22 protein-coding genes are annotated in these 25,577 nt (G+C 68.2%); 15 read left to right on the forward strand and 7 right to left on the reverse strand.

Going from position 1 to position 25,577, the window contains the following annotated elements; translation table 11 throughout:
* Positions 1 to 226: 226 nt before the first annotated feature.
* Both QO011_RS41425 and QO011_RS41430 read right to left on the reverse strand, forming a co-directional pair.
* Positions 227 to 955 (reverse strand): SDR family oxidoreductase, encoded by a 729-nt coding sequence (locus tag QO011_RS41425; protein WP_307286305.1) that lies wholly within the window; start codon positions 953 to 955, stop codon positions 227 to 229.
* A 216-nt stretch (positions 956 to 1,171) separates the two neighbouring features.
* Positions 1,172 to 1,942, reverse strand: coding sequence for an SDR family NAD(P)-dependent oxidoreductase (locus QO011_RS41430; RefSeq protein WP_307286308.1), 771 nt, complete (start codon positions 1,940 to 1,942; stop codon positions 1,172 to 1,174).
* A gap of 267 nt (positions 1,943 to 2,209) precedes the next feature.
* Between QO011_RS41430 and QO011_RS41435 the strand changes: the two genes are divergently transcribed.
* Together QO011_RS41435 and QO011_RS41440 are read left to right on the forward strand one after the other, a co-directional pair.
* Entirely contained in the window at positions 2,210 to 3,139 is a 930-nt protein-coding gene (locus tag QO011_RS41435) for a MurR/RpiR family transcriptional regulator (protein ID WP_307286311.1), read from the forward strand.
* Between the two features lie 257 nt (positions 3,140 to 3,396).
* The gene (locus QO011_RS41440; RefSeq protein WP_307286315.1) at positions 3,397 to 4,692 is read left to right on the forward strand and encodes an ABC transporter substrate-binding protein; all 1,296 of its coding nucleotides are present in this window, start codon (positions 3,397 to 3,399) and stop codon (positions 4,690 to 4,692) included.
* Positions 4,693 to 5,010: 318 nt separating this feature from the next.
* Here QO011_RS41440 and QO011_RS41445 read toward each other — a convergent pair whose 3' ends face one another.
* On the reverse strand, positions 5,011 to 5,913 hold the full coding sequence (locus QO011_RS41445) for a CmcJ/NvfI family oxidoreductase (RefSeq protein ID WP_307286318.1): 903 nt from the start codon (positions 5,911 to 5,913) through the stop codon (positions 5,011 to 5,013).
* Between the two features lie 8 nt (positions 5,914 to 5,921).
* Positions 5,922 to 6,623: an SDR family NAD(P)-dependent oxidoreductase gene (locus QO011_RS41450; protein ID WP_307286320.1), complete on the reverse strand. Its 702-nt coding sequence runs from the start codon at positions 6,621 to 6,623 to the stop codon at positions 5,922 to 5,924.
* A 745-nt stretch (positions 6,624 to 7,368) separates the two neighbouring features.
* Here QO011_RS41450 and QO011_RS41455 point away from each other — a divergent pair.
* The 10 genes from QO011_RS41455 to QO011_RS41500 all read left to right on the forward strand — a co-directional run bounded on the left by QO011_RS41455 (position 7,369) and on the right by QO011_RS41500 (position 18,605).
* Positions 7,369 to 7,944 carry a peroxidase-related enzyme gene (locus QO011_RS41455; protein ID WP_307286322.1) on the forward strand — a complete coding sequence of 192 codons (576 nt, stop codon included), beginning with the start codon at positions 7,369 to 7,371 and terminating at the stop codon, positions 7,942 to 7,944.
* Positions 7,945 to 7,978: 34 nt separating this feature from the next.
* Positions 7,979 to 8,590, forward strand: a complete 612-nt coding sequence (locus QO011_RS41460) for a peroxidase-related enzyme (protein ID WP_307286325.1) — start codon at positions 7,979 to 7,981, stop codon at positions 8,588 to 8,590.
* A gap of 29 nt (positions 8,591 to 8,619) precedes the next feature.
* A complete protein-coding gene (locus QO011_RS41465) occupies positions 8,620 to 9,822 on the forward strand; it encodes an acyl-CoA dehydrogenase family protein (protein WP_307286328.1) in 1,203 nt (400 codons plus the stop codon).
* A 164-nt stretch (positions 9,823 to 9,986) separates the two neighbouring features.
* The gene (locus QO011_RS41470; RefSeq protein ID WP_307286330.1) at positions 9,987 to 11,387 is read left to right on the forward strand and encodes an NtaA/DmoA family FMN-dependent monooxygenase; all 1,401 of its coding nucleotides are present in this window, start codon (positions 9,987 to 9,989) and stop codon (positions 11,385 to 11,387) included.
* 153 nt (positions 11,388 to 11,540) lie between these two features.
* Entirely contained in the window at positions 11,541 to 12,878 is a 1,338-nt protein-coding gene (locus QO011_RS41475; protein WP_307286331.1) for a sugar ABC transporter substrate-binding protein, read from the forward strand.
* Between the two features lie 52 nt (positions 12,879 to 12,930).
* Positions 12,931 to 14,574 (forward strand): sugar ABC transporter ATP-binding protein, encoded by a 1,644-nt coding sequence (locus QO011_RS41480; protein WP_307286333.1) that lies wholly within the window; start codon positions 12,931 to 12,933, stop codon positions 14,572 to 14,574.
* A complete protein-coding gene (locus tag QO011_RS41485) occupies positions 14,571 to 15,566 on the forward strand; it encodes an ABC transporter permease (protein WP_307286335.1) in 996 nt (331 codons plus the stop codon). Before QO011_RS41480 ends, QO011_RS41485 begins: the two co-directional genes overlap by 4 nt.
* Before the next feature lie 7 nt (positions 15,567 to 15,573).
* Entirely contained in the window at positions 15,574 to 16,965 is a 1,392-nt protein-coding gene (locus tag QO011_RS41490; protein WP_307286336.1) for an NtaA/DmoA family FMN-dependent monooxygenase, read from the forward strand.
* 38 nt (positions 16,966 to 17,003) lie between these two features.
* Complete coding sequence (locus QO011_RS41495; RefSeq protein ID WP_307286337.1) at positions 17,004 to 18,353, forward strand: LLM class flavin-dependent oxidoreductase; 1,350 nt, start codon at positions 17,004 to 17,006, stop codon at positions 18,351 to 18,353.
* Positions 18,354 to 18,371: 18 nt separating this feature from the next.
* The gene (locus QO011_RS41500) at positions 18,372 to 18,605 is read left to right on the forward strand and encodes a hypothetical protein (RefSeq protein WP_307286341.1); all 234 of its coding nucleotides are present in this window, start codon (positions 18,372 to 18,374) and stop codon (positions 18,603 to 18,605) included.
* Between the two features lie 10 nt (positions 18,606 to 18,615).
* Here the strand turns inward: QO011_RS41500 and QO011_RS41505 are convergent, their stop codons facing one another.
* On the reverse strand, positions 18,616 to 20,025 hold the full coding sequence (locus QO011_RS41505) for an amidase (protein WP_307286345.1): 1,410 nt from the start codon (positions 20,023 to 20,025) through the stop codon (positions 18,616 to 18,618).
* Between the two features lie 355 nt (positions 20,026 to 20,380).
* On the opposite strand from QO011_RS41505, the gene QO011_RS41510 reads away from it, so the two are divergent.
* From QO011_RS41510 to QO011_RS41520, 3 genes are all read left to right on the forward strand, one after another.
* Complete coding sequence (locus tag QO011_RS41510) at positions 20,381 to 21,694, forward strand: ABC transporter substrate-binding protein (protein WP_307286348.1); 1,314 nt, start codon at positions 20,381 to 20,383, stop codon at positions 21,692 to 21,694.
* A gap of 80 nt (positions 21,695 to 21,774) precedes the next feature.
* Complete coding sequence (locus QO011_RS41515) at positions 21,775 to 22,710, forward strand: carbohydrate ABC transporter permease (protein ID WP_307286351.1); 936 nt, start codon at positions 21,775 to 21,777, stop codon at positions 22,708 to 22,710.
* 5 nt (positions 22,711 to 22,715) lie between these two features.
* Positions 22,716 to 23,540 carry a carbohydrate ABC transporter permease gene (locus QO011_RS41520; RefSeq protein ID WP_307286355.1) on the forward strand — a complete coding sequence of 275 codons (825 nt, stop codon included), beginning with the start codon at positions 22,716 to 22,718 and terminating at the stop codon, positions 23,538 to 23,540.
* A 58-nt stretch (positions 23,541 to 23,598) separates the two neighbouring features.
* Here the strand turns inward: QO011_RS41520 and QO011_RS41525 are convergent, their stop codons facing one another.
* Entirely contained in the window at positions 23,599 to 24,417 is an 819-nt protein-coding gene (locus tag QO011_RS41525) for a 3-oxoadipate--succinyl-CoA transferase subunit B (RefSeq protein WP_307286358.1), read from the reverse strand.
* On the reverse strand, positions 24,414 to 25,316 hold the full coding sequence (locus QO011_RS41530; RefSeq protein WP_307286361.1) for a CoA transferase subunit A: 903 nt from the start codon (positions 25,314 to 25,316) through the stop codon (positions 24,414 to 24,416). Before QO011_RS41530 ends, QO011_RS41525 begins: the two co-directional genes overlap by 4 nt.
* Positions 25,317 to 25,577 lie beyond the last annotated feature (261 nt).

The raw sequence follows: 25,577 nt of genomic DNA on the forward strand, positions 1-25,577 counted from the left end.
CCACAGCGTCATCGCCAGCGGCACGATCATCCAGATCAGCAGCACGCTCACCGCCGGCGCCAGAAGCGGGCCCGTGCGCACCGCGCGGCGGTTGGAGGAACGCCAAGACGGAAAGAGGCGCTGGGCGGCAATGCTCCTGGTCATGAAGGCCCCACCGGATCTGGACTGTCGGACTTGCGCGGCTCCCGGACGAGCAGACGGCGTCTCAGGCGTGGCCTCTTCGCCCTCAGCAGGCCGTGAATCCGCCGTCGACCGGCAGGGAGACGCCCGAGATCATCGAAGCGCCGTCGCTCAGCAGGAAGACGATCGGCGCGGCGATCTCCTCCGCGGTCGCCCAGCGGCCGAGCGGCATGGTGGCGAGGAAGGGCTCCGCGATCTCGGGGCGGCCCCAGTACGAGGCCGACATCTCCGTCATCACCACCGTCGGGTTCACGCTGTTGACGCGGATGCCGTATCTGCCGAGCTCGAGCGCCGAGACGCGGGTGATGTTGTCGAGGGCAGCCTTCGACGAACCGTAGGAGATGTGGCCGCGCAGGCCGACGAGCGAAGCCTGGCTGGAGACGTTGACGATCGAGCCGCCCTTGCCGAGCCGTACCATCGACTGCGAGCTGTACTTCGTGACGAGAAGCGCGCCGCGAGCATTGATCGAGATCACCTTGTCGAAGACGGCGATATCCGTGTCCATCGGAGTGGCGATCTCGCCGCCGAAGCCGCCGCAGTTCACCACGCCCCAGACGTCGACCCCTTCGAGCGCCTGGCGGACGCTCTCCTCGGACGTCAGGTCGAACGGCAGGAGGCGGCAGCCCGTCTCCGAGGCCAGGGCCTGCAGCCGATCGGCGTTGCGGCCGCTTGCCATCACGTCGGCGCCGGCCGCCCGCAACTGGCGCACCGTCGCCGCGCCGATTCCCCCGCTTGCCCCCGTCACGAGGATGGGCCCCTTGTCGAAGTCAGGCATCTTGTCGCGTCCTCGCGCTGGTTGCTCAATGGATCCTGAGCAGGTTCTGCCGAACCTGCTCATACTCGGCAGTCCGAGCAGCAAGTCGTGGCTGAAGCCACGAGACGCTGCTTGGGCTCGGATGCGGCCGGAGCCGCGTCGTTTCGTTCATGCCGCGATATCGCCCACCGCTCGCCCCGATCCCGATGTAACGGGCCGCCGCCTCGCCTCGGGCCGCTACCAGCCGGTGAAGCCAGCATCCACGACGACGACGGTGCCGGTCATCAGGCTGGCGGCATCCGAAGCCAGGAAGTGCACGACGGAAGCGATCTCGTCGGGCTGCCCGAGGCGGCCCATCGGCGTGTCGCGCAGCCAGTGGTCGAGCAATCCCGCCTCGGCCGCTCCGCCGGTCAAGGGGGTCTCGATATAGGTCGGCGCAACGGCGTTGACGCGCACACCCCGATCCGCCCACTCCGTCGCGAGGGACTGGGTCAGCTGGTGCACGGCCGCCTTGGACGCATTGTAGTAGCACTGCTTCTGGGGCCTGTTGGTGATGAGGCCGGACATCGAGCCGATATTGACGATGGAGCCGCGGCCGGCCTGCAACATGGGACGTGCAAACGATCGATTGCACCAGAAGACGCCGTTATAGTTCACATCGTTCACGTTGAGCCACAGCTCATCCGGGACATCCTCCGCCGAAGTCCCCGAGCGCGCAATACCTGCGTTGGCGACGAGGATATCGACACGGCCGTACCGGTGAACCACGTCCCTGGACACGGCCTCGACCTGCCGCGGATCGGTGACGTCCAGCTGGACCGCCTCGGCCTCCAGGCCCTTCGACGCCAGGGACGCGCGGCCCTGCTCCGCCGTTTCCGCGCTGACGTCCGCCAGCACGACCCTGGCTCCGAATTCGGCGAGCGCCTGCGCGCAGGAAAGCCCGATACCTCTGCCCCCGCCCGTGACGACCGCCACCCGGTCGTCGAGACGAAGCTTGCGCGCGAACATGGTCGTTTCTCCCTCCCCCACCGGACCGGGCCTGTCGTGACGCGGGGACGCCCCCACCTCGCACGCCGATCGCCACGAATGCATCCGCTCCCGGGGCGGCCGGTACGCTATGGATTTTTCCAGATCCGGCAACGAAAAAATTTTTTCTCATTCCGAAAATTCGAATATTGCCTTCATCAGCGCGGACTCGTAGCGTGGCGGCGCGGCATGCGGGCGTCGAAGGTCGCCTGCCGCGCGGGACAGACGGACGAAGGGACGCGGCGGCACATGGACGGGAAGCTGCGCCGTGGGCGGGACCGGGAGGTCGCCGCCGCCCCGGGGATCGGGATCGACATTTTCCAGAAGCTCGTCGCCGCTTCCCGGTCGGCCGACCGCACGATGGCGCGTCTGGCGCGCTTCATCATCGACAACCAGGATCAGCTCGCCAGCCTCTCGATCAGCAGCCTCGCGCAACAGCTTTCCGTCAGCGAAACCACGGTGTTCCGCTTCTGCAAGATCCTGGGTCTGGCCGGCTACAAGGACCTGCGCTACGCCCTCGCCGAAAGCCGGGGCCTGAGCGCCGGCGCGCGGCTGACCGATTTCCGGCCCGAGCCGGGCAGCGGGACCGTGCATCCGCTCGATGTCGTCATGCGGCGCGTCGTCGAGGTCAATTCGGAAGCGCTTCTGAAGACCATGAGCCTGGTTTCACTGCCCGCGCTGCAGGAGACCGTCGACGCCCTGCAGAAGGCCAGCTACGTCATCCTCATCGGCTTCGGCAGCTCGGCGCCGGTAGCCTTCGATGCCTTTCAACGGTTCTCGTGCCTGGGCATCCCCGCGATCGTCCATTCCGACCCGCACACGCTGACATCGGCCACGGTCGCCGCATCGCCCGACACTCTCTTTGTCGGCGTGAGCTGCTCGGGCCTGACGCGCGACGTCGTCGAGGCCCTCGACGCGGCCGGGCGCCGCGGCTGCAAGCGCGTCGTCATCACCAGCGATCGCGACAGCCCCGTCACGCAGGTTGCCGATATCGTGCTGATCTCGGCTGTCCGCGGATCCCCGATCGTCCACCAGGATCTCGGCACCAAGACGTCTCAGCTGGCGATCATCGAGATGATCTGCGTGGCACTGGCGCTCCAGCATCCCGAGCGCCAGCACCTGGTCCACGACAAGGCCCTTTTCGATGCCGAGATTGCGAAGAAAAGGATCAAGACATAGCTCCATTTGCCGGAAAACCGAAAATCAGCGGCGTCATCCATGGATGACGGCAGGCAAATCGAGCCCTGTCCTCGCCGCTGAGTTTCCAGAAGAACAAATCGACGCTGAAAACTGCTTCTTCAATTTTTGAAGCACCGAGGGTTTTGCCTGATCTTCGCAGAAACGACAGGTGCCCTCGCAGGCCTGAAGTCCGAGTCGCTCAAGACCGGTACAAATATCTCATCTGGGAGAACGCCATGGGAACCTGGAAACGTCGAATGGCCGCTTTCGCCGGCGCCTTCGCACTGTATGCGGTGACGCCCGCGCAGGCGGAAACGATCACGATCGCGACCGTCAACAACTCCGACATGATCATCATGCAGAAGCTTGCGCCCAAATGGGAGCAGGCGACAGGAAACAAGATAAACTGGTCCGTCCTCGAGGAAAACGTGCTGAGACAGCGCGTGACCACCGACATCTCCACGAAATCGGGACAGTATGACATCATCACCATCGGCGCCTACGAGACGCCGATCTGGGGCAAGCTGGGCTGGCTCGTCCAGCTCGACGACCTCGGCGACGACTATGGCTACGCCGACTTGCTGGGCCCGGTGAAGAGCGGGCTTTCCTATGACGGCCATCTCTACGCCGTGCCGTTCTACGCCGAAAGCTCGATGACGTTCTATCGAAAGGACCTGTTCGAGAAGGCGGGGCTGACCATGCCGGATCAGCCCAGCTGGGATCAGATCCGCGACATGGCGGTCAAGCTCACCGACAGGCCGAAGGAGCAATACGGCATCTGCCTGCGCGGCAAGCCGGGCTGGGGCGAGAACATGGCGTTCGTGTCGACGCTGGTGAACACCTATGGCGGCGCCTGGTTCGACATGGACTGGAAGCCGCTCGTCAACAGCGACCCCTGGAAGAAGGCCATCGGCTTCTATGTCGACCTCCTGAAGGCGGCCGGCCCTCCCGGCGCGACGTCGAACGGTGCCAACGAGAACGCGGCGCTGTACCAGAGCGGACACTGCGCCATCTGGGTCGACGCGACCTCGAATGCCGGCCGGGTCTTCGATCCCAAGCAGAGCCAGGTTTCCGACAAGACCGCCTTTGCCAAGGCGCCGGTGGCCGTCACCCCCAAGGGGGCTGCCTGGGCGTGGTCCTGGGCGCTGGGCATTCCCTCGTCGACCAAGAAGGAGGCCGCGGCCAAGTCCTTCGTGAAATGGGCGACGTCGAAGGAGTATGTGAAGCTGGTGGCCGAGTTCCAGGGATGGGTCGCGGTGCCGCCGGGAACGCGGCAGTCGACCTATGACAGCCCGGAATACCGCAAGGCGGCGCCCTTCGCGGAAGCGTCGCTCAATGCGATCCTGTCGGCCGATCCGGCGCATCCGACCATGAACCCCGTGCCTTACACGGGCGTTCAGTTCGTCGCCATTCCGGAGTTCCAGGCCATCGGCACCACGGTCGGCCAGGCGGTCTCCGCCGCGCTTTCCGGTCAGCAGACGGTCGACAAGGCGCTCGACGGCGCGCAGGACCAGACCCTCCAGACCATGCAGGAGGCTGGCTACATCAAGTGACCGAACGCGCGTCGCCGCCGTGCCTCCATCGCGATCCGATCGGCTTCATCATGAGCTGATCGGATCGGGCCAGCCCGCCGGGAGCATCCCATCGCCCGTGTGTCCTGAACACTCGGGGGAAGGTCGTGCCCCGGCGGGAGGCTGCGGCGGATGCCGCGCCGGCGAGCGTGAGGGCAGCAGGATCGAGGCCAGGTTCCCCAGGGGGAGCCCGGGCTTGTCGGCTCCTCCGGCGCCGCTTCCAGATTCATCCGAAGCCGGCGTGAGGCCTCTCGGCTCGACGCCCGCGTCGGATTCGGCCGGCAGCACGGTCCCGGCCCCTCAGTCGAAGAAGGCGATGGTGCGAAATTCGATGCTTTCGCGCGGCGGCGTCCCGGGCGGCGTGATGGGATTTTCGAAGCCGGTATGCGGCGCGAAGCGGGCGACGGCTTCGTCCGCGTCCCAGCATTTGATCAGGATGGTTTCGTCGACGCCGAGATCCGGGATGTAGTACCAGCGCTGCGCGGGATCATGCGCGAGCGCGTAGGTCTCGCCGCGGCGGTGCGGGAAGATGAGCTCGGACGGGAGGAGATCGGCAAGGTCGATGCTGCCGGCATCGGCCAGCGCCAGCGGCCAGTCCCGCGCGGCATGCCGGACCGGACGCCAGACATTGACGATGGCGGCGCGGCGCGAAAGCAGCGCCTCGGCCGCGTCGCCCATGATATCGCGCACGCGTTGCGGGCCGGAGCGCACGGTCTGGTCGGCATGCGCGCGGGCGACGGGCTGGCGCGGCGCATCGGGCGAGCGGTCGGGCTTGCCCGTCCTGCGCCGCAAGGTGTGGTTGAACACGACGACGCGCGCTGCGCCGGTGGCCGCCTTGACGATCTCCGCGGTCTCGGGATGGCCCAGTGCCAGGGTCTGCGCCTCGTCCCAGAAATCACGGACCGCCGTGCGATGCGGCACCACCGCGAAGCCTTCCACGTCCAGGGACAGCCGGTGCGCGATGGGGCGGGCATTGGCGATCGGCACCGTGTGCGCCCTGGTCACCACGTTGGTGGCGGGGACGCCCGCGGGCGGCTCGAACGCGTAGGAATAGAGTCTCTCGCTTCCGCGCTCGGTGAAGCCGAGGCTGGCGGAAATCGTTTCGAGCGGATGAGGCGCGCGCGAGGCTGCCAGGGGTGAAGCCATGAAAACCATCCTCCAATGTCTGAGCGGGGATGCGGCCAAGCGCTCGCGCCCGCCCATGTCCGGGCTCAGAAGGTCTCGACCCAGGGTCGAAGCTCGACCTCCCAGGTCCAGGCGCTGCGCGGCTGGCGCAGCACGCTGAGATAGGTCTGCGCGATCGCATCGGGATCGAGCGTGCTGTCCGGATGCGCCACCGGATCGGGGCGAACGGAGCTGCGCACGGCGCCGTCGATGACGAAATGCGCCACATGGATGCCTTGGGGCCCCAATTCACGTGCCGCGCTCTGCGCCAGGCCGCGCAGGCCGAACTTGCCGATGGCGAAGCTGGAGGAAAGCGCAAAACCCTTCACGCTGGCGGTGGCGCCGGTCAGGAGGATGGCGCCGTGCCTGTTCGGCAGCATGCGCCTCGCCGCCTGCTGCACCGCGAGGAAGCCGCCGAAGGCCGAGACCTCGATGGCGCCTCGGACCTCGAGCGGATCGAGATCGACGATGGCGCCGCGCACGCGGGCGCTGGCATTGTAGAGGACGAGATCGGGCGGCCCCAGGCTGGCGTCGACATCGGCGAACAGCCGCGCCACGCTGTCGGGGGCCGCGGCGTCGGCCGCGAAAGTCTTTCCGCCGATTTCGGCCGCAAGCGCGTCGAGCTTGGCGACATTGCGCGCCGCCAACGCGACCTTGACACCGGCGCCTGCCAGCGCCCGCGCGACGGCGGCGCTGATGCCGGGGCCGGCGCCGACGATGAGCGCGGTCGTATAGGGAATGCCGCTCACGACTGCCGCCCCGCTGCCTGCCATCGACACGCAGCGTGATCGGGACGCCGATCGTGCCACAACCCGCCGGCGGACGGATGGCGCCGGGCAACAAGCGCGGTGCGCGTCTCGACTTCTGACATGATGACCTCTTCGTACCGTCCACGCCGTCGCGGCCGGATCGGGTCGACGCAGGGCGCGCCGGCTCGGATCGCGATCAACCGCGCATGTGAGGGCTATGTTATACTAAATCCATAGACAGTAACAATTATCACGCCTTCTTGATGATCGATGTTGGCAGGCCCTGCCGTCTCCGCAATCGCCGGAGGTTGGCTTGAACGCCTGGCCTTCCGCTCGGTGGCGACGAGTTCGACATCATCGAGCAGGCGCCCCGGCGAGGCCTTCACCCTTGCCCGGCGCCGATCTCGGTGATCGCGGGAGGCGCGCGTCACCGGGCCGGTTCGCCCGATCGGCAGTGCGCCTGCCGACAGCGCACGGGCTATTGGCGCCGGCGGCGACAGGCCCAGACTGAAACCCTCGGAGACACCAGCGGGCACCACGGCCCTGCCCTCCGGAGTTGTCGTTTCTACGGTCGAGCCTCAATATAGTATATTTTATCTATATACTTACTTTATCAATTCGCTACCATGGCCGCCGGGTCCATTGTCACACCGCCGCCGCGAGGACTGCCACGCGCATGCGCGGCGCGGCAAGGACCGAGGCTCGTGCGTCGCCTTGCCGCCGCGCATCGCAGAAGGAGGATGTCATGCCCGAAGGCCTGGTCGATGTTTCAGGAAGAGACGAGATCTCCCGGCTGCGGCCGCCTGCCGAAGCCGCCCTCCCCGCGGATGTGCGCGCGCTCGCCGAGGCCAATCATCGGGAAAACTGGATTCGCGCCCTCTCCGTGAACCCCGACACGGCGCGCCGCTTCGCCGCCTATTTCGGCGGCCTCTTCGATCCGAAGGCCGGACGATTGCCGATCCGCGAGCGCGAGCTCATCGCGGTCGTCGTCTCCTCGGCCAACGGCTGCGGCCTGTGCGAGATTCACCACACGCTGGCGCTCGGCGATGCCCTGGGCGACGCCGCCAAGGCGCGCCGCATCGCCCTCGACCACCATCTCGCGCCACTGACCCCGCGCGAGCATGCGCTCGTCGATTTCGCCGCCAAGGTGACGACCGCCCCGAAGTCCATCGGCCCGGGCGACTTCGACCGGCTGCGCAGCGTCGGCCTCGACGATGCGGACATTCTCGAGGCGATCGAGACGAGCGCCTGGTTCAATCACACCAACCGCATCTTCATCTCGCTCGGCGTCGTCCCCGACGACAAGTACTTTGCCGGCTAACTCAGCCCTTCACAGCCGAACCCAGGAGACGCCGATGTCCGGCCTTGCCGTCGCGGACGCGAATGTCACCCTTCTCGACGCGGCCGCCGAGCCGCTCTCACGCCTCGGCGTGCCGGAGGAAGCCGGTCTTCCCGCGCATGTGAGAGCGATCTACGCCAAGTTCCGCAGCCATGACGGCTTCATTCCCAACTGGCTCGCAGCCCTGTCGATCAACCCCGACACGGCTTATCGGCTGGTGACCTTCTACGAGCATCTGTTCGACCCGAAGCGCAGCCACCTGACAGCCGCGGAACGCGAGTTGATCGCCGTCGTCACCTCCGCGAGCAATCATTGCAGCTACTGCGTGCTCAATCACACGCAGGCCCTCGCCGCCGCGACCGGCGACCGTCCGCGCGCCCAGCGCATCGGCCTCGGCTACCACCATGTCCACCTCTCGCCACGCGAGCTGGCGCTGGCGGAGACGGTCGACAAGCTCGCCTCGAGCCCGACCGCGGTCGGCGACGCCGACTTCACCCGCCTGCGCGCGCTCGGCTTCAACGACCAGGCCATCACGGAGATCCTCGAAGTGTCGGCCTTCTTCAGCTACGCCAACCGATTGACCATCGCCCTCAACGTCGTGCCGGACCGGCAATTCTTCACCGCCTGACCGGGCCCGAACAGAGCGAGGCAAGTTCCGTGAACGAAATAGCACGCGACCTCAGGAGCGCCGCCGCCATCCCGGCGGAGGCCTCCGACCGGACCATTCTCAACAACGACCTGCTCGCCAGGATCGGCGCCCGGGCGGCGGACTACGATCGGCAGAACCGGTTCTTCCACGAAGATCTCGAGGACCTCAGGCAGGCCGGCTATCTCGGTGGCGTCCTGCCGCAGGCCTTCGGCGGGCGGGACCTGTCGCTGCTCGAGATCCTGCGCGAGCAGGCGCGGCTCGCCTATCATGCCCCCTCAACCGCGCTCGCCATCAACATGCACCTCTACTGGATCGGCGTGGCGGCCCGGCTCTGGCGCCGCGGCGATCACTCTGCCAACTGGATCCTGGAGGAGGTCGCACGCGGCCGGATCTTCGCGGCCGGCCATGGCGAGCCCGGCAACGATCTGGGGCTCGCCGGCTCCTCGGTCGTGGCCGAGCCGCTGCCCGGCGGCGCCTACCGCTTCACCGGGCGCAAGGTCTTCACCTCGCTGTCGCCGGTCTGGGACTGGCTCGGCATCCACGGCCTCGACGCCACCGATCCGGCGAGCCCGAAGGTCGTCCACGCCTTCATCCGCCGCGACGCGCCGGGCTACCGCATCGTCGAGACCTGGGACGCGCTCGGCGTGCGGGCCACCGGCAGCAACGACACGGTCCTCGACGGCGTCGTGGCCGAAGCGGCTCACGTCTCCCGCGTGCTGCCGGCCGGGCCGCCGAACGATGCCTTCACGGACAGCATCCTGGGCGCGGCCGTCCCGCCGATCGCCGCGGTCTATTACGGCATCGCGCAGCGGGCCTTCGATCTTGCGGTGGAGGGCGCGAAGGCTCGGGTCTCGCCCGCGCTGGAGGGCAGGACCTATGCCCATCACGTGCCCACTCAGCATGCGGTGGCGCAGGCGGCGATCGAGCTCCATTCCATATGGGCCCTGCTCGAGCGCGTGGCCGTCGAGTGGGACGCCGGCATCGATCACGGAGCGGAATGGCCGGCGCGGCTGCTCGCGGCCAAGCAGCATGCGGTGGACGGGGCGCGCCGCGTCGTCGATCTCGCCACGAAGGTCGCGGGCGCCGCCTCGCTGTTCAAGCGGCACGAGCTGGAGCGCCTCTATCGCGACGTCCGCTCGGGGCCGTTCCATCCGCCGAACACCGACGCGACGCTCGACATCATCGGCAAGACCTATCTCGGCGTCGCCTAGCCGGCGCGCCGACGTGGTTCACGAGATGGCCGCGCTCGTGCGGGCGCGGCCATCCGGCGACGGCGGGCGGGCGCCGCCTCCACCATCCGCCGGCCGGGCACGGCTCGCGGCGGCCATGTCCCCGACGGGCCTCCGCCGCCCGCCACCGCGAAGGTTCCGACCCTATGAGCAAGAGGCTGATTTTCAACGGCTTTTCGATGAATGTCGTGTCGCATATCTTCCACGGCATGTGGCGGCATCCCGAGAGCCGGCAGTCCGAGTTCAACGATCTCGACTTCTGGATCGGCCTCGTGAAGCTGTTCGAGCGCGGACGCTTCGACAACCTCTTCATCGCCGACGTGCTCGGGGTCGACCCTGCTTACAAGGGCAGCTGGGACACCTATGTGACCGAGGCGGTGCAGATCCCGGTCAACGATTCCTCGACGCTGGTCGGCGCGCTGATCCACGCGACGGAGAGGATCGGCCTCACCTTCACCAGCTCGATCCTGCAGGACCATCCGTTCAGCTTCGCGCGCCGGGTGTCGACGCTCGACCATCTCAGCAAGGGCCGGATCGGCTGGAACATCGTCACCAGCGTCAGCCACAACGCGGCGCAGAATTTCGGCTTCGACCGCATCGTGCCCCATGACGAGCGCTACCGCTGGGCCGAGGACTATGTCGACGTCGTCTACAAGCTCTGGGAAGGCTCCTGGGACGAGGACGCCGTTCGCGTCGACAGGCGGGCCAACGTCTATGCCGACCCGGACCGGATCCACCGCATCCATCATCGCAGCGAGCGCTACAAGGTGCTCGGACCGCATCTGACCCAGCCCTCGGCCCAGCGCACGCCGGTGCTGTTCCAGGCCGGCTCCTCGCGGGCCGGCCGCGCCTTCGCCGCCCGCCACGCCGAAGGCACCTTCATCGTCAGCCTGAGCCCGGAAGGCGCGCGCAAGCTCGTCGAGGAGGTCGACGCCAAGGTGGAGGCCGCCGGCCGCCGCAAGGGTGATCTCCTCTACATCCAGGGCCTGTCCTTCGTGGTCGGCAGCAGCGAGGCCGAAGCGCGGACGAAGGCCCGCGACCTCGACGACTACATGAGCCTCGACGGCGCCCTCGCCCATATCAGCCGCGACCTCGGCATCGATCTCGGCCTGCTCGATCCCGACCGCCCGGTCGAGGAGCTCGAGATCGAGGGCATCCAGGGCTATATGCGATATTACGAGGAGGCCCATCCCGAGCGGAAGGCGCGGGTGCGCGACCTCGGGCAGGCGCTCGCCCTGAACACCCGCATCGTGGGCACGCCCGAATCGATCGCCGACCAGCTCCAGGTGTGGCGCGATGCCGGCATCGACGGCGTCAACGTCATCTTCCAGACGGCGCCGGGCAGCTTCGCCGACTTCATCGAGCATGTGACGCCGCTCCTGCAGAAGCGCGGCCTCGCCCAGACCGACTATGCACCGGGAAGCCTGCGCGAACGCCTGTTCCCGGGACGCGGGGCGCGGCTCGGCGCCACGCATCCGGCCGCCCGCTATCGCGGCGCCTTCGGCGCCCGAGCCGATCATGCGCTCGAAGCCGACGCGACAACCTAAATAATATACTTGATTCATAGATTAAATATAATAATGATGGATGCCCGCGCCGTTGGAGCCTCGTGGTGAAGCGGCCGTCCAGCAGTGATCGAGCTTCAGCCGAGATCGGCCATTTCCCTCGATCGCCCTTTTCCTTTCCGACCAGGTGAGCCCATGCCACGCCCCCTCGATCCCAGGCGGTTTCCCGATTTCTCCGACAAGCGCGTGGTGAACAGCCACATGGACCGGCTCGACACCCATGGCGTGTCGCGTCGCGACTTCCTGGCGCTCGCCTCGGCCGGCGCAGCGGCGAGCGCGGCCGCCATGGCGATGGGGCTGCCCTCCGTCGCCGTCGCCGCGCCGAGTGGCAAGCTCGCCTTCCTGACTGCCTTCTATCGCAACGAATACAACATCATCCTCGACAAGGCCTTTGCCGAGGCGACGGCGGATCTGGGCTTCGGCGGCTATGTCGCGCTCGACGGCAATTTCGACAGCCAGCTGCAGCTCAACCAGTTCGAGCAGCAGACGGCGGCGGGCATCCAGTCGGCCATCTTCAACCTCGCCGACGGCAGCCCGCTGCGGCGCATCGCCAAGGGCGCCCAGGACAACCAGGTCTATGTCGGCAACGTCTGGGATACGCTCGCCTGGTTCACGCCCTTCGAGGCCGGCGACTACTACACGCTCCATGCCGTGCCCGAGGAGTTCGCCGCGCACCGGGCGGTGACGGTCGAATTGCTCAAGGCCGTGACGGAGAGGTTCGGCGGCGGCGACATCATCGGCGTCACCGGCCAGCCCGGCAACTGGACCGACATCGCCCGCAGCGGCGGCCGCGACGACGCCTTCAAGGACTTCCCCAAGACGCGGCTGGTCGACCAGCTTCCGGGCAAGTGGAACCGCGAGGACTCGCTCAAGGCCACGGAGGACCTGCTCAGCCGTCACAAGAACGTCGTCGGCGTCGTGGCCCAGAACGACGACGTCGCCCAGGGCGTGATCGCCGCCCTCAACGCCGCCGGGCTGCGGCCGGGCGAGGACGTCCTCGTCGTGGGAGCCGATGGCACCAGCCTCGGCGCCAAGTCGATCGACAAGGGCACCCAGCTCGCCACCAGCGCCAACAGCCCGGCCTATGCCGCCGCGCTCTTTGCCGCCCGCATCTACGACGTCACCCATGGCTGGCAGCCGCGCGCGCCCGAGCGCCTGCTGAACTGGCGCTCGCTCACCGCCACCAAGGCGAACATCTCAGGCTATCTCGCCCGCTTCGTCGACAACAAGGGCGTCAAGCCCTTCGACTATCGCAAGCTCTCGAAGGTCCTGCATCCCAGCGACTGGGACCCGCAGGCCGACGTCTACCCCATCGACATCGACAAGCACTGGGCGGGCATCCCCAAGCCGGACGGCTGGACCTATCCGAAGGAATACACTGCGGCCAGGGCGAATGGCGAGTTCGAGAGGGTCAAGGCCGAATACGCCGATCACTACAAGATCAAGTTCGAAGGCCCTTCGCCCAACGCCTGACCGCCCCGTCCGGCGGTCCCATCCGCCGGACGCCTCATCCGACGAGAGCCCGATGACGATCCACACCAAGCCCAGCGAAGCGGCAGCCGTTCCGGCGCCGTCCGCGGATCCGCTCTTCAAGGCCAAAGGCCTGACCAAATCCTTCGGCCGGACCGTGGTGCTCGACGATGTCGGCTTCGATGTGCCGCCCAACGCGGTCGTCAGCTTCGTCGGCGAGAACGGCGCCGGCAAGTCGACGCTGTTCAACATCCTCAGCGGCATCGTACCGGCCGATGCCGGAGCGATGCGTCTGCGCGGAGCCGCCTATTGCCCTGGCAGCTATGGCGCCGCGGTGGCGGACGGCGTCTCGCGGGTCTTCCAGGAGCAGTCGCTGATCGCCAACGTTCCCGTCTACGAGAACCTGCTTCTCGGGCAGGAGGCGCGCTTCACCCGGCTGGGCCAGATCCTCGACAGGCCGGCCATGATCGCAGCCGCTGAACGGATCGTCGAGGAAGCCGGCATCGACGTCGACGTGCGGCGGCGCACCGGCTCCTACGACTTCTCCAAGCGCCAGTCGATCGAGATCGCCCGCGCCTGCCTGGCCACCACCCATCTCGGCGGCGTCGAGCGGCCCTTCGTGCTGCTCGACGAGCCCACCTCCGCGCTCGACCGGCGCGACGAGGCGCTGTTCTTCAGGCTGATCGAGAAGATCAAGCGGCGCGGCTCGCTCCTGTTCGTGTCACACCGGCTGACCGAGGTCCTGGCCGTTTCCGACGTCATCTACGTCCTGAAGGACGGCCAGCTCGTCGCGAGGCTCGATCCCTCCACCGCCGACGAGAACACGCTCCACGGCCTGATGGTCGGGCGCGAGCGCGCGGCCGACTACTATCACGAGAAACGCCAGCGCCCGGTCGGACAGGCGCCGATCCTGATCGAGGCCGAGGGCCTGAGCGAGCCCGGTGCCTTCGAGAACGTCTCGTTCACGCTTCGCGCCGGCGAGGTCGTCGGCATCGGCGGGCTGCTCGACTCCGGCAAGAGTGCGCTCGGCAAGGCGGTCGCCGGCGTCGATCCCCCGCGCAGCGGAACGGTGGCGCTGAAGGGCGGCAAGGCGGCGAGGCCGGCGATCGGCCGCTTCGTGCGCCGCGGGCTCGGCTATGTGCCGGCGGAAAGGCTGGTCGACGGCATGATCGCCCCGTTCAGCCTGGCCTGGAACCTGTCGCTGGCCAGCGGCGCCGATCTGTTCTCGACGCGGCTCGGCCTGTGGCGCCGGCGCCGCGAAACCGCCGTCGCCGCGCGCTATGTCAAGGATCTCGCCATCCGCTCCGGCACGCCGAAGGTGCGCTGCGCCCGCCTCTCCGGCGGCAACCAGCAGAAGGTGGTGCTCGCCCGCTGGCTCTGCCGCGCCCCGGACGTGCTGGTGCTCGACAATCCGACCCGGGGCGTCGATGCCGGGGCCAAGGAAGAGATCTACCGGCTGATCCGCGACCTCACCGACCGGGGCGTCGGCATCCTGCTGATCACGGACGAACTGCTCGAGCTGATCGGCCTGTCGCATCGCGTCTTCATCATGCAGCGCGGCCGCGTCGTCACGCAGATCGCGGCACCGGCTGCCGCCAAGCCGACCGAGCGCGAGCTCGTCGCCTGGATGCTGCCGCAGAGCGGCGACCCCGCGAGCCCCGCCCCCCTCTCCCACCAGGCGCAGGACCATCTGCAATGACCGCCTCAGCCGAAGCCACGAGGCCGCGCGCCGCGCGACAGCCCCTCGACCTCAGCGCCGTCGACAAGAGCCTCTGGTTCCCGATCGGCGTGGTGCTGTTCCTGTTCGCGTTCTTCTCGCTCACGACCGACTCCTTTGCCACGCTCAGGAATTTCACCGCCGTCAGCGGCCAGGCGGGCACGCTGCTCATCGCCTGCCTCGGGGGCACCTTCGTCATCCTGATGGGCTCGATCGACCTGTCGGTGGGCGCCGTCGTGCTGCTCGCCGGCGCCGTCTGCGTGACGCTCATCAACGACACGCCGCTCGGCTTTGCCGTGCTCCCGGTCGTCGCGGCGATCGGCGGCGGCCTCGGGCTGGTCAACGGCCTGATCTATACGATCGGCCGGATCCCCTCCTTCATCGTGACGCTCGGCACCCTGTCGGTGTTCAGCGGATTGGCGCTCTCCCTCCTCGACGGGCGCGCCATCCAGTTCGATCTGTCGGGCTTCGAGGTCATCGCCATCGGCCAGCTCGTTCCGCGCCTGCCCAACATCGCGCTCTGCGCGCTGGCGGCCTGGGCCATGGTCGTCTTCATCGCGGGCGGCACCCGCTTCGGCCGATACATGTACCTGATCGGCGGCGGCGAGACCGTGGCGCGCACCGCCGGCATCCCCGTCGTGCGCTACAAGATCTATGCCTTCGTGCTGTCGGGCGCGCTCGCCGGCATCGGCGCGGCGCTGTCGGTCGCCCGGCTCGGCGCGGCCGGTCCCTCGCTCGGCTCGGACCTGTTGCTCAACAGTCTCGCCGCCATCGTCGTGGGCGGCACCTCGTTGTCGGGCGGCGTCGGCGGCCCGCATCGCACGCTGATCGGCGTCCTGATCATCGCCATCCTCGACAACGGCCTCAACCTGCTCGGCGTCTCCCAGTATACGCAGATGGTGGTGAAGGGGCTGGTGGTGATCGCCGCCGTCCTGGTCAGCCGCGACCGCTCGCGCACCGCCGTTGTCAAATAGGTGCGCCATGCCGAAGCGGCTGATCTTCAACGGCTTCTCGATGAACGCCGTCTCGCACGTCTTCCACGGCCTGTGGCGCCGTCCCCAGAGCCTCCAGACGCGCTTCAACGACCTTGACACCTGGGTGGCCCTGGTCAGGCTGCTCGAAAAAGGCAAGTTCGATGCCTTCTTCGTCGCCGACATCCTCGGCGTTGACCCGGCCTACCAGGGGTCCTGGGACACCTATGTGAAGGAGGCGGTGCAGATCCCGATCAACGACTCCGGCGTCCTCGTCGGCGCGCTCATCCAGTCGACGGAGCATCTCGGCCTCACCCTCACCGGCTCCATCCTCCAGGAGCATCCGTTCAACTTCGCCCGCAAGCTCTCGACCCTCGACCATCTCAGCAAGGGCCGGATCGGCTGGAACATCGTCACCAGCGTCAGCCACAACGCGGCGCAGAATTTCGGCTTCGATCGCATCGTGCCGCACGACGAGCGCTACCGCTGGGCCGAGGAATATGTCGACGTCGTCTACAAGCTCTGGGAAGGCTCCTGGGACGACGATGCGGTGATCGACGACAAGGCGGGCAATCTCTACGCCGACCCCGCCAGGATCCACCGCATCCATCACCATGGCCAGCGCTACAGGGTGCTCGGCCCGCATCTCTCGCAGCCCTCGCGCCAGCGAACGCCGGTGCTGTTCCAGGCCGGCTCATCGCGCGCCGGCCGGGCCTTCGCGGCACGGCACGCCGAGGGGACCTTCATCGCAGCCGTCAACCCGGAGGGCGCCCGGCGCCAGATCGAGGAGACGCGGGCGCTGGTCCGTGCCGCCGGACGCGACGACGGCGACCTTCTGTTCGTGCAGGGCCTGTCCTTCGTCGTCGGCGGCAGCGAAGCGGAAGCGCAGGGCAAGGCGCGCGACCTCGCGCAGGACATCAGCGTCGACGGGCTGCTCGCCCATATCAGCCGCGACCTCGGCATCGACCTCGGCCTGCTCGATCCCGACCGGCCGGTGGCGGAGCTGGAGATCGAGGGCGTGCAGGGCATCGTCCGCGCCTTCGAGGAAGGCAATCCCGGCAAGCGCGCGACCGTCGCCGATCTCGGCCGCGCCTATTCGCTGAGCAGCCAGGTCGTCGGCACGCCCGAGACGATCGCCGACCGGCTGGCGGAGTGGCAGGCGGCGGGCATCGACGGCGTCAATCTCATCTATCACACCACGCCGGGGTCCTTCGCCGACTTCATCGAAGCGGTCATGCCGGTGCTGCGCAAGCGCGGCCTCGCCCAGGCCGACTATGCCGAGGGGAGCTTTCGCGAGCGTCTCTTCCCGGGCCGCCCCGCCCGCCTCATCGACCGCCATCCGGCCGCCCGCTATCGCGGCGCCTTCCGCGGCCGCGAGGCGCGCAGCCTTCCGGCGGCGTGATCCGCCGGAGGTCCCCGATCGAGACAAGGAGAGACGCGATGGCCAGACCTCGTCAGCTCAAGCTCGGCGCCTTCCTGATGGCGCCCGGCCACCACGTCGCGGCGTGGCGCCACCCCGGAGCGCAGGCCGATCTCGGCGCCGACTTCCGCGGCTATGCCGCGATCGCCCGGCAGGCCGAGGCGGCGAAGCTCGACCTGCTGTTCGTCGACGACGTCCTGGCCGTGAAGGATACCAGGCCGGCGACCGGCAAGAGGTCCGCCCGCTCGGCCTTCTTCGAGCCGCTCACCCTGATGGCTGGGCTCGCGGCCGTCACCGAGCGCATCGGTCTCACCGCCACCGTGTCCACGACCTTCCACGAGCCCTACAACCTGGCGCGCAAGTTTGCGTCCCTCGACCTGATCAGCGCAGGCAGGGCCGCATGGAACCTCGTCACCTCCAATACCGAGGCGGAGGCGCAGAACTTCAGCGACCTGCCGCATCTGCGCCATGCCGACCGCTACCAGAGGGCGGAAGAGTTCATCGATGTCGTCATCGGCCTGTGGAACAGCTTCGACGACGACGCCTTCGCCCACGACAGGACCTCGGGCGTCTATTACGACCCGGCCAAGCTGCATGTTCTCGCCCATCGCGGCCGGCATTTTGCGGTCCGCGGCCCGCTGAACGTCCGGCGCTCGCCGCAGGGCCACCCCGTCATCGTCCAGGCGGGCTCTTCCGAGCCCGGCAAGGAGCTCGCCGCCCGCACGGCGGAGATCGTGTTCACCGCCCAGCAGACGCTCGCCGACGCCCAGGCCTTCTACAACGACCTCAAGAGCCGCGTGGCACGCCATGGCCGCGCACCGGACGAGCTTCTCGTCATGCCCGGGATCTTCCCGGTGGTCGGCCGCAGCCGCCAGGAGGCGCAGGACAAGTTCGAGGCGTTGCAGGCGCTGATCGATCCGGCTGTCGGCATCCAGCTCCTGTCGGACATGATCGGCGGCTTCGACCTCAGCGCCTATCCGCCCGACGGTCCGGTGCCGGACCTGCCCGAGACCAATGGCGGCAAGAGCCGGCAGCACCTGCTCTTCGAGCTCGCACGCCGGGACGGCCTCACCATCATCGAGCTTGCGCGGCGCATCGCGGGCGCCCGCGGCCACTGGCAGGTGGTCGGCACGGCGCAGGACATTGCCGACCAGATCGAAGAGCGCTTCACGAAAGGCGGCGCGGACGGCTTCAACATCATGCCGCCGACGCTTCCAGCCGGGCTGACCGACTTCATCGACCTGGTCTTGCCGGAGCTGCGCCGGCGCGGTCTGTTCCGCATCGACTACGAAGGCGCGACGCTGCGCGAGAATCTTGGTCTGCCCCGTCCGACCCGCCGAGGCACGGACCAAGCCCAGGCAGCCGAATAGCGCGACAGAGGCCCCGCAATGCGCAGGCGGCCGATCTCCAATGCGTTCGGCATGAATGCCGTGTCAGGGCCGCGCGAACCTCCGTCGCCAGGCGCTCGGCCCCTTCTCCATGGCGACTGGCTCAGTGCCTTCGCCCTGCCGGGCAGCGATGTCCCCTTCTTCCGGCAGGCCGACGAAACCGCGAGGGCGACGCTGCGGATTCTGGTGCAGGATGTCCGCCGCGGCGACCTCGACGGCCGGCCCCTCGCCTGAGGATCGCGCATCACGGCAGTGGCGGTCGACGCAGGTGCCAGTCCGTCGCCTGCTGATAGGCGTGCACCGCGCGCAGGAGCACGGCCTCGGAGAGATGAGCCCCGACGAGCTGAATGCCGATCGGCCTCCCGTCGCCGGTGAAGCCGCAGGGAAAGGTCACCGACGGGCTGCCGCTGGCATTGATCGGAAAGGTGAAGCGGAAGAGCCTGGAGATCTCGGTCTCGACGATCGCCTCCACCTCCTGCCAGGTCGGGGTGGCGAAGCTGAATACCGGCATCAGCACGGCGTCCACCTCGGCGAAGAGGCGGACGAGCCGTCCCTTGAACCGATCGCGCTCGATCGTGGTGCGGGCATAGTCCACCGGGCTCATGGCGAGGCCGGATTCGAGGCCTGCGGTGAGCCACCGGCCGTAGCGCTGCTTCTGCTCCGGGTAGGTGGCGGCATGGGCGGACGCCAGCTCCGCCATGTGCACCTCCGCCAGATGGGCGCAGAGCGGCTGGTGATCCGGGAACGCCACCGGCCGCAATTCGGCCCCCAGATCCCGCAGCACGGCCGCCGCCGCCTCGAGCAGGCCCGTCGTCTCGGGATCGGCGCCGGCATCGTTGTAGGCGCGGTCGATGCCGATGCGCAGGCCGCGGGCGCCCTCGACGCCGGCGAGGCCACCGAGATAGTCCGGCACCGCGGCGGGCAGGCTGGTCGGATCGGCCGGATCGTCTCCGGCCAGCACGCCCAGCATCGCGGCGGCATCGGCGGCGGAGCGGGCCATGGGCCCGAGCGTATCGTAGGACTCGGCCAGGTTGAAGATGCCGTGCCGGCTGATCCGGCCCCAGGTCGGCTTGACGCCGGTCACTCCGTTGGGGGCGCTGGGGAAACGGATCGAGCCGCCGGTGTCCGAGCCGACGCTGGCAAAGCACAGGCCTGCGGCCGTCGCCACGCCCGAGCCCGAGGAGGAAGCGCCGGTCCACAGGTCGGCGCGCCACGGGTTCACCGGGCGGCCGAACTCGGGATGATGCTCGATGCAGGCGCCTTCCGTCAGGTGCTGCTTGCCGAGGAGCACCGCGCCCGCATCGGCCAGGCGCCGGACCACGGTCGCGTCGTGGTCGGGGCGAAAGCCGCGGTGGATCGGCATGCCGGCGCTCGTCGGAATGCCCTCGGTGAAGCACAGGTCCTTCACCGCCACCGGAATGCCGTGCAGCGGCCCGCGATAGCGCCCGGCCGCGATCTCGGATTCGGCCTGCGCGGCCTGGGCCCGCGCCAGATCGGCGGTCACGGTCCGGTAGCTGTGGAGCCCGCCGTCCAGCCGGCCGATGCGCTCGAGCATGGCCTCGGTCACCGCGACCGGCGACAGCTCCCTCCGCCGGATCCGCTCGGCGGTCTCGGTCAGCGACCGGTAGTGCAAGTCTGACGGCTCAGCGCTCATCGTTCCCCTTCCCTGGACAATGGATCGGCGGGCCTGAATCGGGCCCGGGTGAGAAAGCGGCCCTGTCGCCGCGCCGCGGCCGCGGCAAGTCATTTCGTATGATCGCCTCGGCCAGCAATGTCACATGCACAGCAAAGCGCGACAATGCCAAATAGGCATTGGCCCCTTCTGCACAACCTTCTGTCATCATGCGGCCGTCTTCAGCTTCACCTCGATCGGCTCTGATTACAAAAACGTTTCTATATAAAGACACTCTTGGTAATTTTCCATTCCGTTTGCCTTGCAATTTTATAGAAACGTTTTTATACGATCCGACACACCCTTGGCAAGAGGGGTTGAAAAGAGGGGACGACACATGCGTGCTGGAATGCTGGCGATAACCGGGCTCTTCGCAGCCCTGACGACCATGGCGATCGGCGCGGCGGCCGGGCAGGCGGCGAGCGCTCCGCCTCCGGTGGAGCTGGTCCTGTGGCACCAGGAGACGCCGCCCAACCGGGTGAAGCGCTACCAGGAGATCATCGACCGCTTCAACCAGACGCACCCGACCATCCGGGTGCGCCAGGAGGTGCAGGACTGGAGCACCATCTTCACCGTGGCCCCCGCCGCCATCGGCAGCGGCACGGGCCCGGACATCCTGATGACGATGCCCGAGCTCGCGACCTATGTCCGGGCGACCGGCGCGGTCCAGCCGGTCACCGGACTGGTGAAGCAGCTCGACGGCAAGTACCACTTCCTCCCGGCCGCCACCGATCCCTATTTCGATCAGGGGCAATACTGGGGCGTGCCGCTGTGGGGCATGGTCCAGCTGCTCTGGTATCGCAAGAGCGCCTTCGAGACGGCGGGCATCGCCAGGCCGCCGGCGACCTGGGAGGAGGTGCTGGCCGACGCGGCGAAGCTGACCGGCGGCGAGCGCTACGGCATCACCTTGCCCGCCTCGAAGACGACGGCGACCGACCAGACCTTCTTCTCGTTCCTGAAGACCTACCGCGGCGAGGACCTGTTCGACGCCAAGGGCGAGCCGGCGTTCGACAACCCCAATGCGGTCAAGGCGGTCGACACCTATACCCGGCTGCTGCGCTACGCCGCCCCCGACAGCACCAACTATGCCTGGGGCGAGCCCGAGGCGGCCTTCAACAGCGGCTCCGCCGCCATGCTGGTGGACAAGGGCATCATGCTGAGCGTCTATCTGCGGGACTCCGGCGCCCCCGCCGGCGATCTCGGCTGCGCGCCCATTCCCCAGCCGGCCGAAGGCGGCCAGCCCGGCAGCCACTACGCCTCCAACGCGGCGATGATCCTGACGTCGGATCCGGCCAAGCAGGAAGCCGCCGGCGCGTTCATCACCTATCTCCTGCAGCCGGACGTCTACGGGCCGCTGCTGAACGCGGAGCCGGGCCTGTTCCTGCCCGTGACGCGGGACGGCTTCGGGCTGTCGTCGTGGCTGAGCGAGCCGGCGCTCACGACCTGGCCGGAGTGCACGCGGCTCCTGGCGCAGCAATCCCTGTCCGGCGGCCTCTACGGGTTCACCTCCGGTCGCTACCAGATCAAGATCGGGCCGATCGCCGGCCAGAACATCATCGCGCAGGTCATCCAGAAGGTCGTGATCGACAAGGTGAGCCCCGCCGAGGCGGTCAAATGGGGGCAGGAGCAGATGGAAGCCGCGGTCAAGTAGCCGCCGGACCGGGGCGCGGCCGCGACCGGCCGCGCCTCGCTGCCACCACGCACCCGCACGACCACAGGAATTCCCGCTCGATGACCGCAGCAACCACCGCGCCCGCGCATCTCCAGGGGTGGCGCCGGCGATCCCGGCACGCCTTGCGGCGTGCCTATGCGCCGCTGATCGGCTACGCGCTCCTCGCGCCGCTGGTGCTCTGGATGCTCGTGGTCCTGGTGTATCCCATCGGCAACCTCCTGGCCCTGAGCCTGACCGACACCAGGATCGTCGGCGCGCCGAGCGCCTTCGTCGGCCTCGACAACTACCAGGCGACGCTGCTGTCGGCTCGCTTCTGGAGCGCGGTGCAGCGCTCGATCGTCTGGCTGCTCGGCAATGTCGTCCTCGGCACCGTCGTGGCTTTCGCCGCCGCCCTGCTCCTGCGCCAGAGCTGGCGTCCGGCGCAGCAGGCCCGCGTCTGGATCCTCCTGCCCTGGGTCATTCCGACCGTCGCCGTCGCGGTGATCTGGCAATGGATGCTGAACGCCAATTACGGCGTGATCAACTTCGTGCTGACGGCGCTGGACGTGATCGCCGCCCCGCTGAACGTGTTCGGCAGCAAGGAGCTCACCATGGCGGGCACGATCATCGCCAACACCTGGCACTGGTTCCCGCTGTCGGCGGTCGTCATCTTCGGGGCGATGCAGAACATCCCGCAGGAACTCTACGAGGCCGCCAGGCTCGACGGCGCCAGCGCCTGGGCCCAGTTCCGCTTCATCACCCTCCCGGCCACCGCCAAGACGATGTTCGCCCTCGGCCTGGTGGGCGGGCTGTGGACCCTCAACGTCTTCGACACGATCTATCTCGTCACGCGCGGCGGGCCGGCCGACGCCACGCTGACCCTGCCCGTCCTGATCTACGAGACCGCGTTCAAGGGCCTGCGCATCGGCCAGGCCGCGGCGATGAGCGTCGTCGCGATCGGCCTGCTCGCCGCCCTGGCAACGGCCTATGCCAGGCTCATGGCGCCCAAGGAGTGATGCCGATGACGCTGTCCCATCACCTCTCGCGCTGGCTGGTCTGGCTGGTGCTCGTCGCGGTCGTCGTCGGCCCGATCTACTGGATCGTCGCAGCCTCGTTCAAGGACAACCACGAGATCATCCAGCGCGTGCCGTCGCTGTGGCCGGCACGCATCCATCTCGGCAATTACGACGAGCTGCTCTCCAACACGAATTACCCGACCTATCTCCTCAACAGCCTGATCGTGGCGCTCTGCACCATGGCGGCCACCGCCTGCATCACCATCGCCGCGGGCTATGCGATGTACAGGCTCAAGGTTGCGGGCTCGACCTGGCTGAGCCGCGCCATGCTGCTGATCTACCTGGCGCCGACGACGCTCCTGCTGGTGCCGATCTACTCGCTGCTGGCGTCGATGCGCCTCGTCAACACGCTGGCCGGCCTGGTGATCGTCAATGTCGCCTTCGCCTCGCCCTTCTGCGTCTGGCTGCTGCGGGGCTTCTTCGACGCGATCCCGCGGGCTCTGGACGAGGCGGCGGCCGTCGACGGCGCCGGCCCCCTCACCATCCTGTGGAAGGTCCACCTGCCGCTGCTCGCCCCGGGGCTCGGGACGATCCTGCTCTACGCCTTCGTCTATTCCTGGACGGAGTTCGCCTTCGCCTCCCAGCTCATCGTCAACGACAGCCTCAAGACCCTGCCGATGGGCCTGAACGCCATCATGGGCTCCTACACCATCAACTGGGGCCTGCTGATGGCCGGCGCCTCCCTGACCACGCTGCCGGCCGTGCTGCTGTTCGCCTGCGTCGGCCGCTACTTCGTGCGCGGCCTCACCGCGGGCGCGGTCACGGGCTGAGGCTCGGCCGCGGCCGGTGACCGGGCGAACGACGTCACCGGCCCGGCCTCCCGCAGCGTCACGCGGCGAGCAGGATCCGGCGCGGATCGATCTCGGCGCGGATGAGCCGGAGCTCCTCCGCCGTCGGCTCCGGCGTCACCGGCACGCCGGAGAGGTCGCCGAGGTCGAAGCCGGTCGCAGCCTGCAGCTCGGCCGGCGTGACGCCAGGATGGATCGAGCGCACCGTCATGCGGCCGCCGGCCTTGTCGAAGTCGAACACGCATCGCGGCGTGAGCACGAGCTCCGGCCCACCGCGCTCGATGCCGAGCCGGCGCCGGCCCTCGATGCCGCCGGGATAGCCGACGCCGGAGACATAGTCGACACGCTCGACGAAGTTGCGGGCCTCGTGCGAGGGCATCATCACGTATTCGCGCCCGAACAGGGTCATGTGCTCGGGCTGCAGGATCGGTCCGACCAGCCGCACCCTGGGCTTGCGGTAGGGCCCGACGCAGACGCTGTTGATGTTGCCCTCGCGGTCGACCTGCACCGCGCTGCTGAAGCCGAAGGAGACGTCGCCGCGCTTGAGCACCCAGGGCCCGGGATAGCCGAGCATCTGCGCCTCCGCCGGCAGATCGCGCAGCTCGGCGCTGTGCTCCGAATCCGGCAGCGCCTCGAGATCGCGCAGATCGGGATTGTGATAGCAGCCGGCCAGCAGGATGGTCAGGTTGGGCGCATGCGTGCGCCGCGCCAGCTCCATGGCGACGAGCGGGATGGCGGTGCCGAAGACCGCCGCCGCCGAGCCGGTGAGGAGGCCGGTGAACCCCACCTCCGCATCGGCGAAATCGCGCGCCAGCAGCACGGCGAGGCGTTCGTGCAGGGTTGCAGGCCTGTCGGTCATAGCAGGGAATCCAGATCCTGGAGGGCGGCGAGCCGCTCGGCCCCGAAGAGGTCGAGATAGGCATAGTGGTCGCGCGGGGCATGCACGAAGGTATCGAGATAGGCCGCGAAGGCGCCGGCATCGCCCGAGGCCGCCACGTAGTCGTCCATATGCCGCTCGTCGGCGAGATAGCGGCCGAGCGTCGGCGTCGGATGCGCGCCGAACGGCACCTCGACGATCGCCGTCGTGCGATAGGAGGGGATCTCCACCAGGCGCGCGTGCCGGCGGATGAAGGCCCTGGACACGATCTTCTCGGCCGTGACGATCACCACGTCGCAGCTGCGGGCGACCTGGATGTCGGCGCTCTGCGGAAAGAGCCGCCGGGCCGGGATGACCACGTTGCCCTGCTCGTCGGCGGCGACCGCATGGATCACCGCGACCTTGGCGCCGGCGGCCGGCACGGCATGCATCGGCCGGCCGGTGATCGGGCAGGCCATCGGCCGGATGTCGGGGTTGTACGTCACCACGTCGTTGCCGCCCAGGAACGGCACCGGCCAGAAGGCCAGGCCCTCCTGGTCGGCGCGGAAGCGGTCGAGGCTGACGAGCTCGGGATAGTCCACCACCTCGAGCGCTCCCGCCTCGGCGGCCCGGCGGAAATTGCGCGCCAGCCCGTGCTTCTCCAGCCCGACATAGGAGGTCTCGACGCGTGCCAGGCAGCCGGCGCCGGCCAGCATGTCGACGTCGCAGGAATGTGCCGAGCCGACCACCGTCAGCTCGCGCCGCCGCTGGCGCACCAGTTCGCGCACGAACGCCATCGGCTTCTGGTAGACGGCAAAGCCCCCCAGCGCCAGGCGCGTCCCGTCGGGAACGAGCCCTGCGGCCTCGGCGAGCGTGATCCGTTTCGACGTGAGCGCCGGCATGTCGGGCATCCCATCCCAAAGCTGCACCCGATCCGGCCCAGGCCCGTCGATCTGCGCAATAAAAACGTTTCTATAGAGACGCTATGGAACTTCCCGGACGCTGTCAACGCCTCGGGCGCCGAAAGCCGACAGTCGCGGTCGGTGCATCCCGCAGACGACGCATTGCGCCCCGCGGGCCCGAGGCGATTTCGGCTGACCCGCCACAAAATTTGCTTGCACGCCTTATAGAAACGTTTTTATATGCCGCGGCGAGGGAGATAC

The organism is Labrys wisconsinensis, assembly GCF_030814995.1.
GTDB lineage: Bacteria > Pseudomonadota > Alphaproteobacteria > Rhizobiales > Labraceae > Labrys > Labrys wisconsinensis.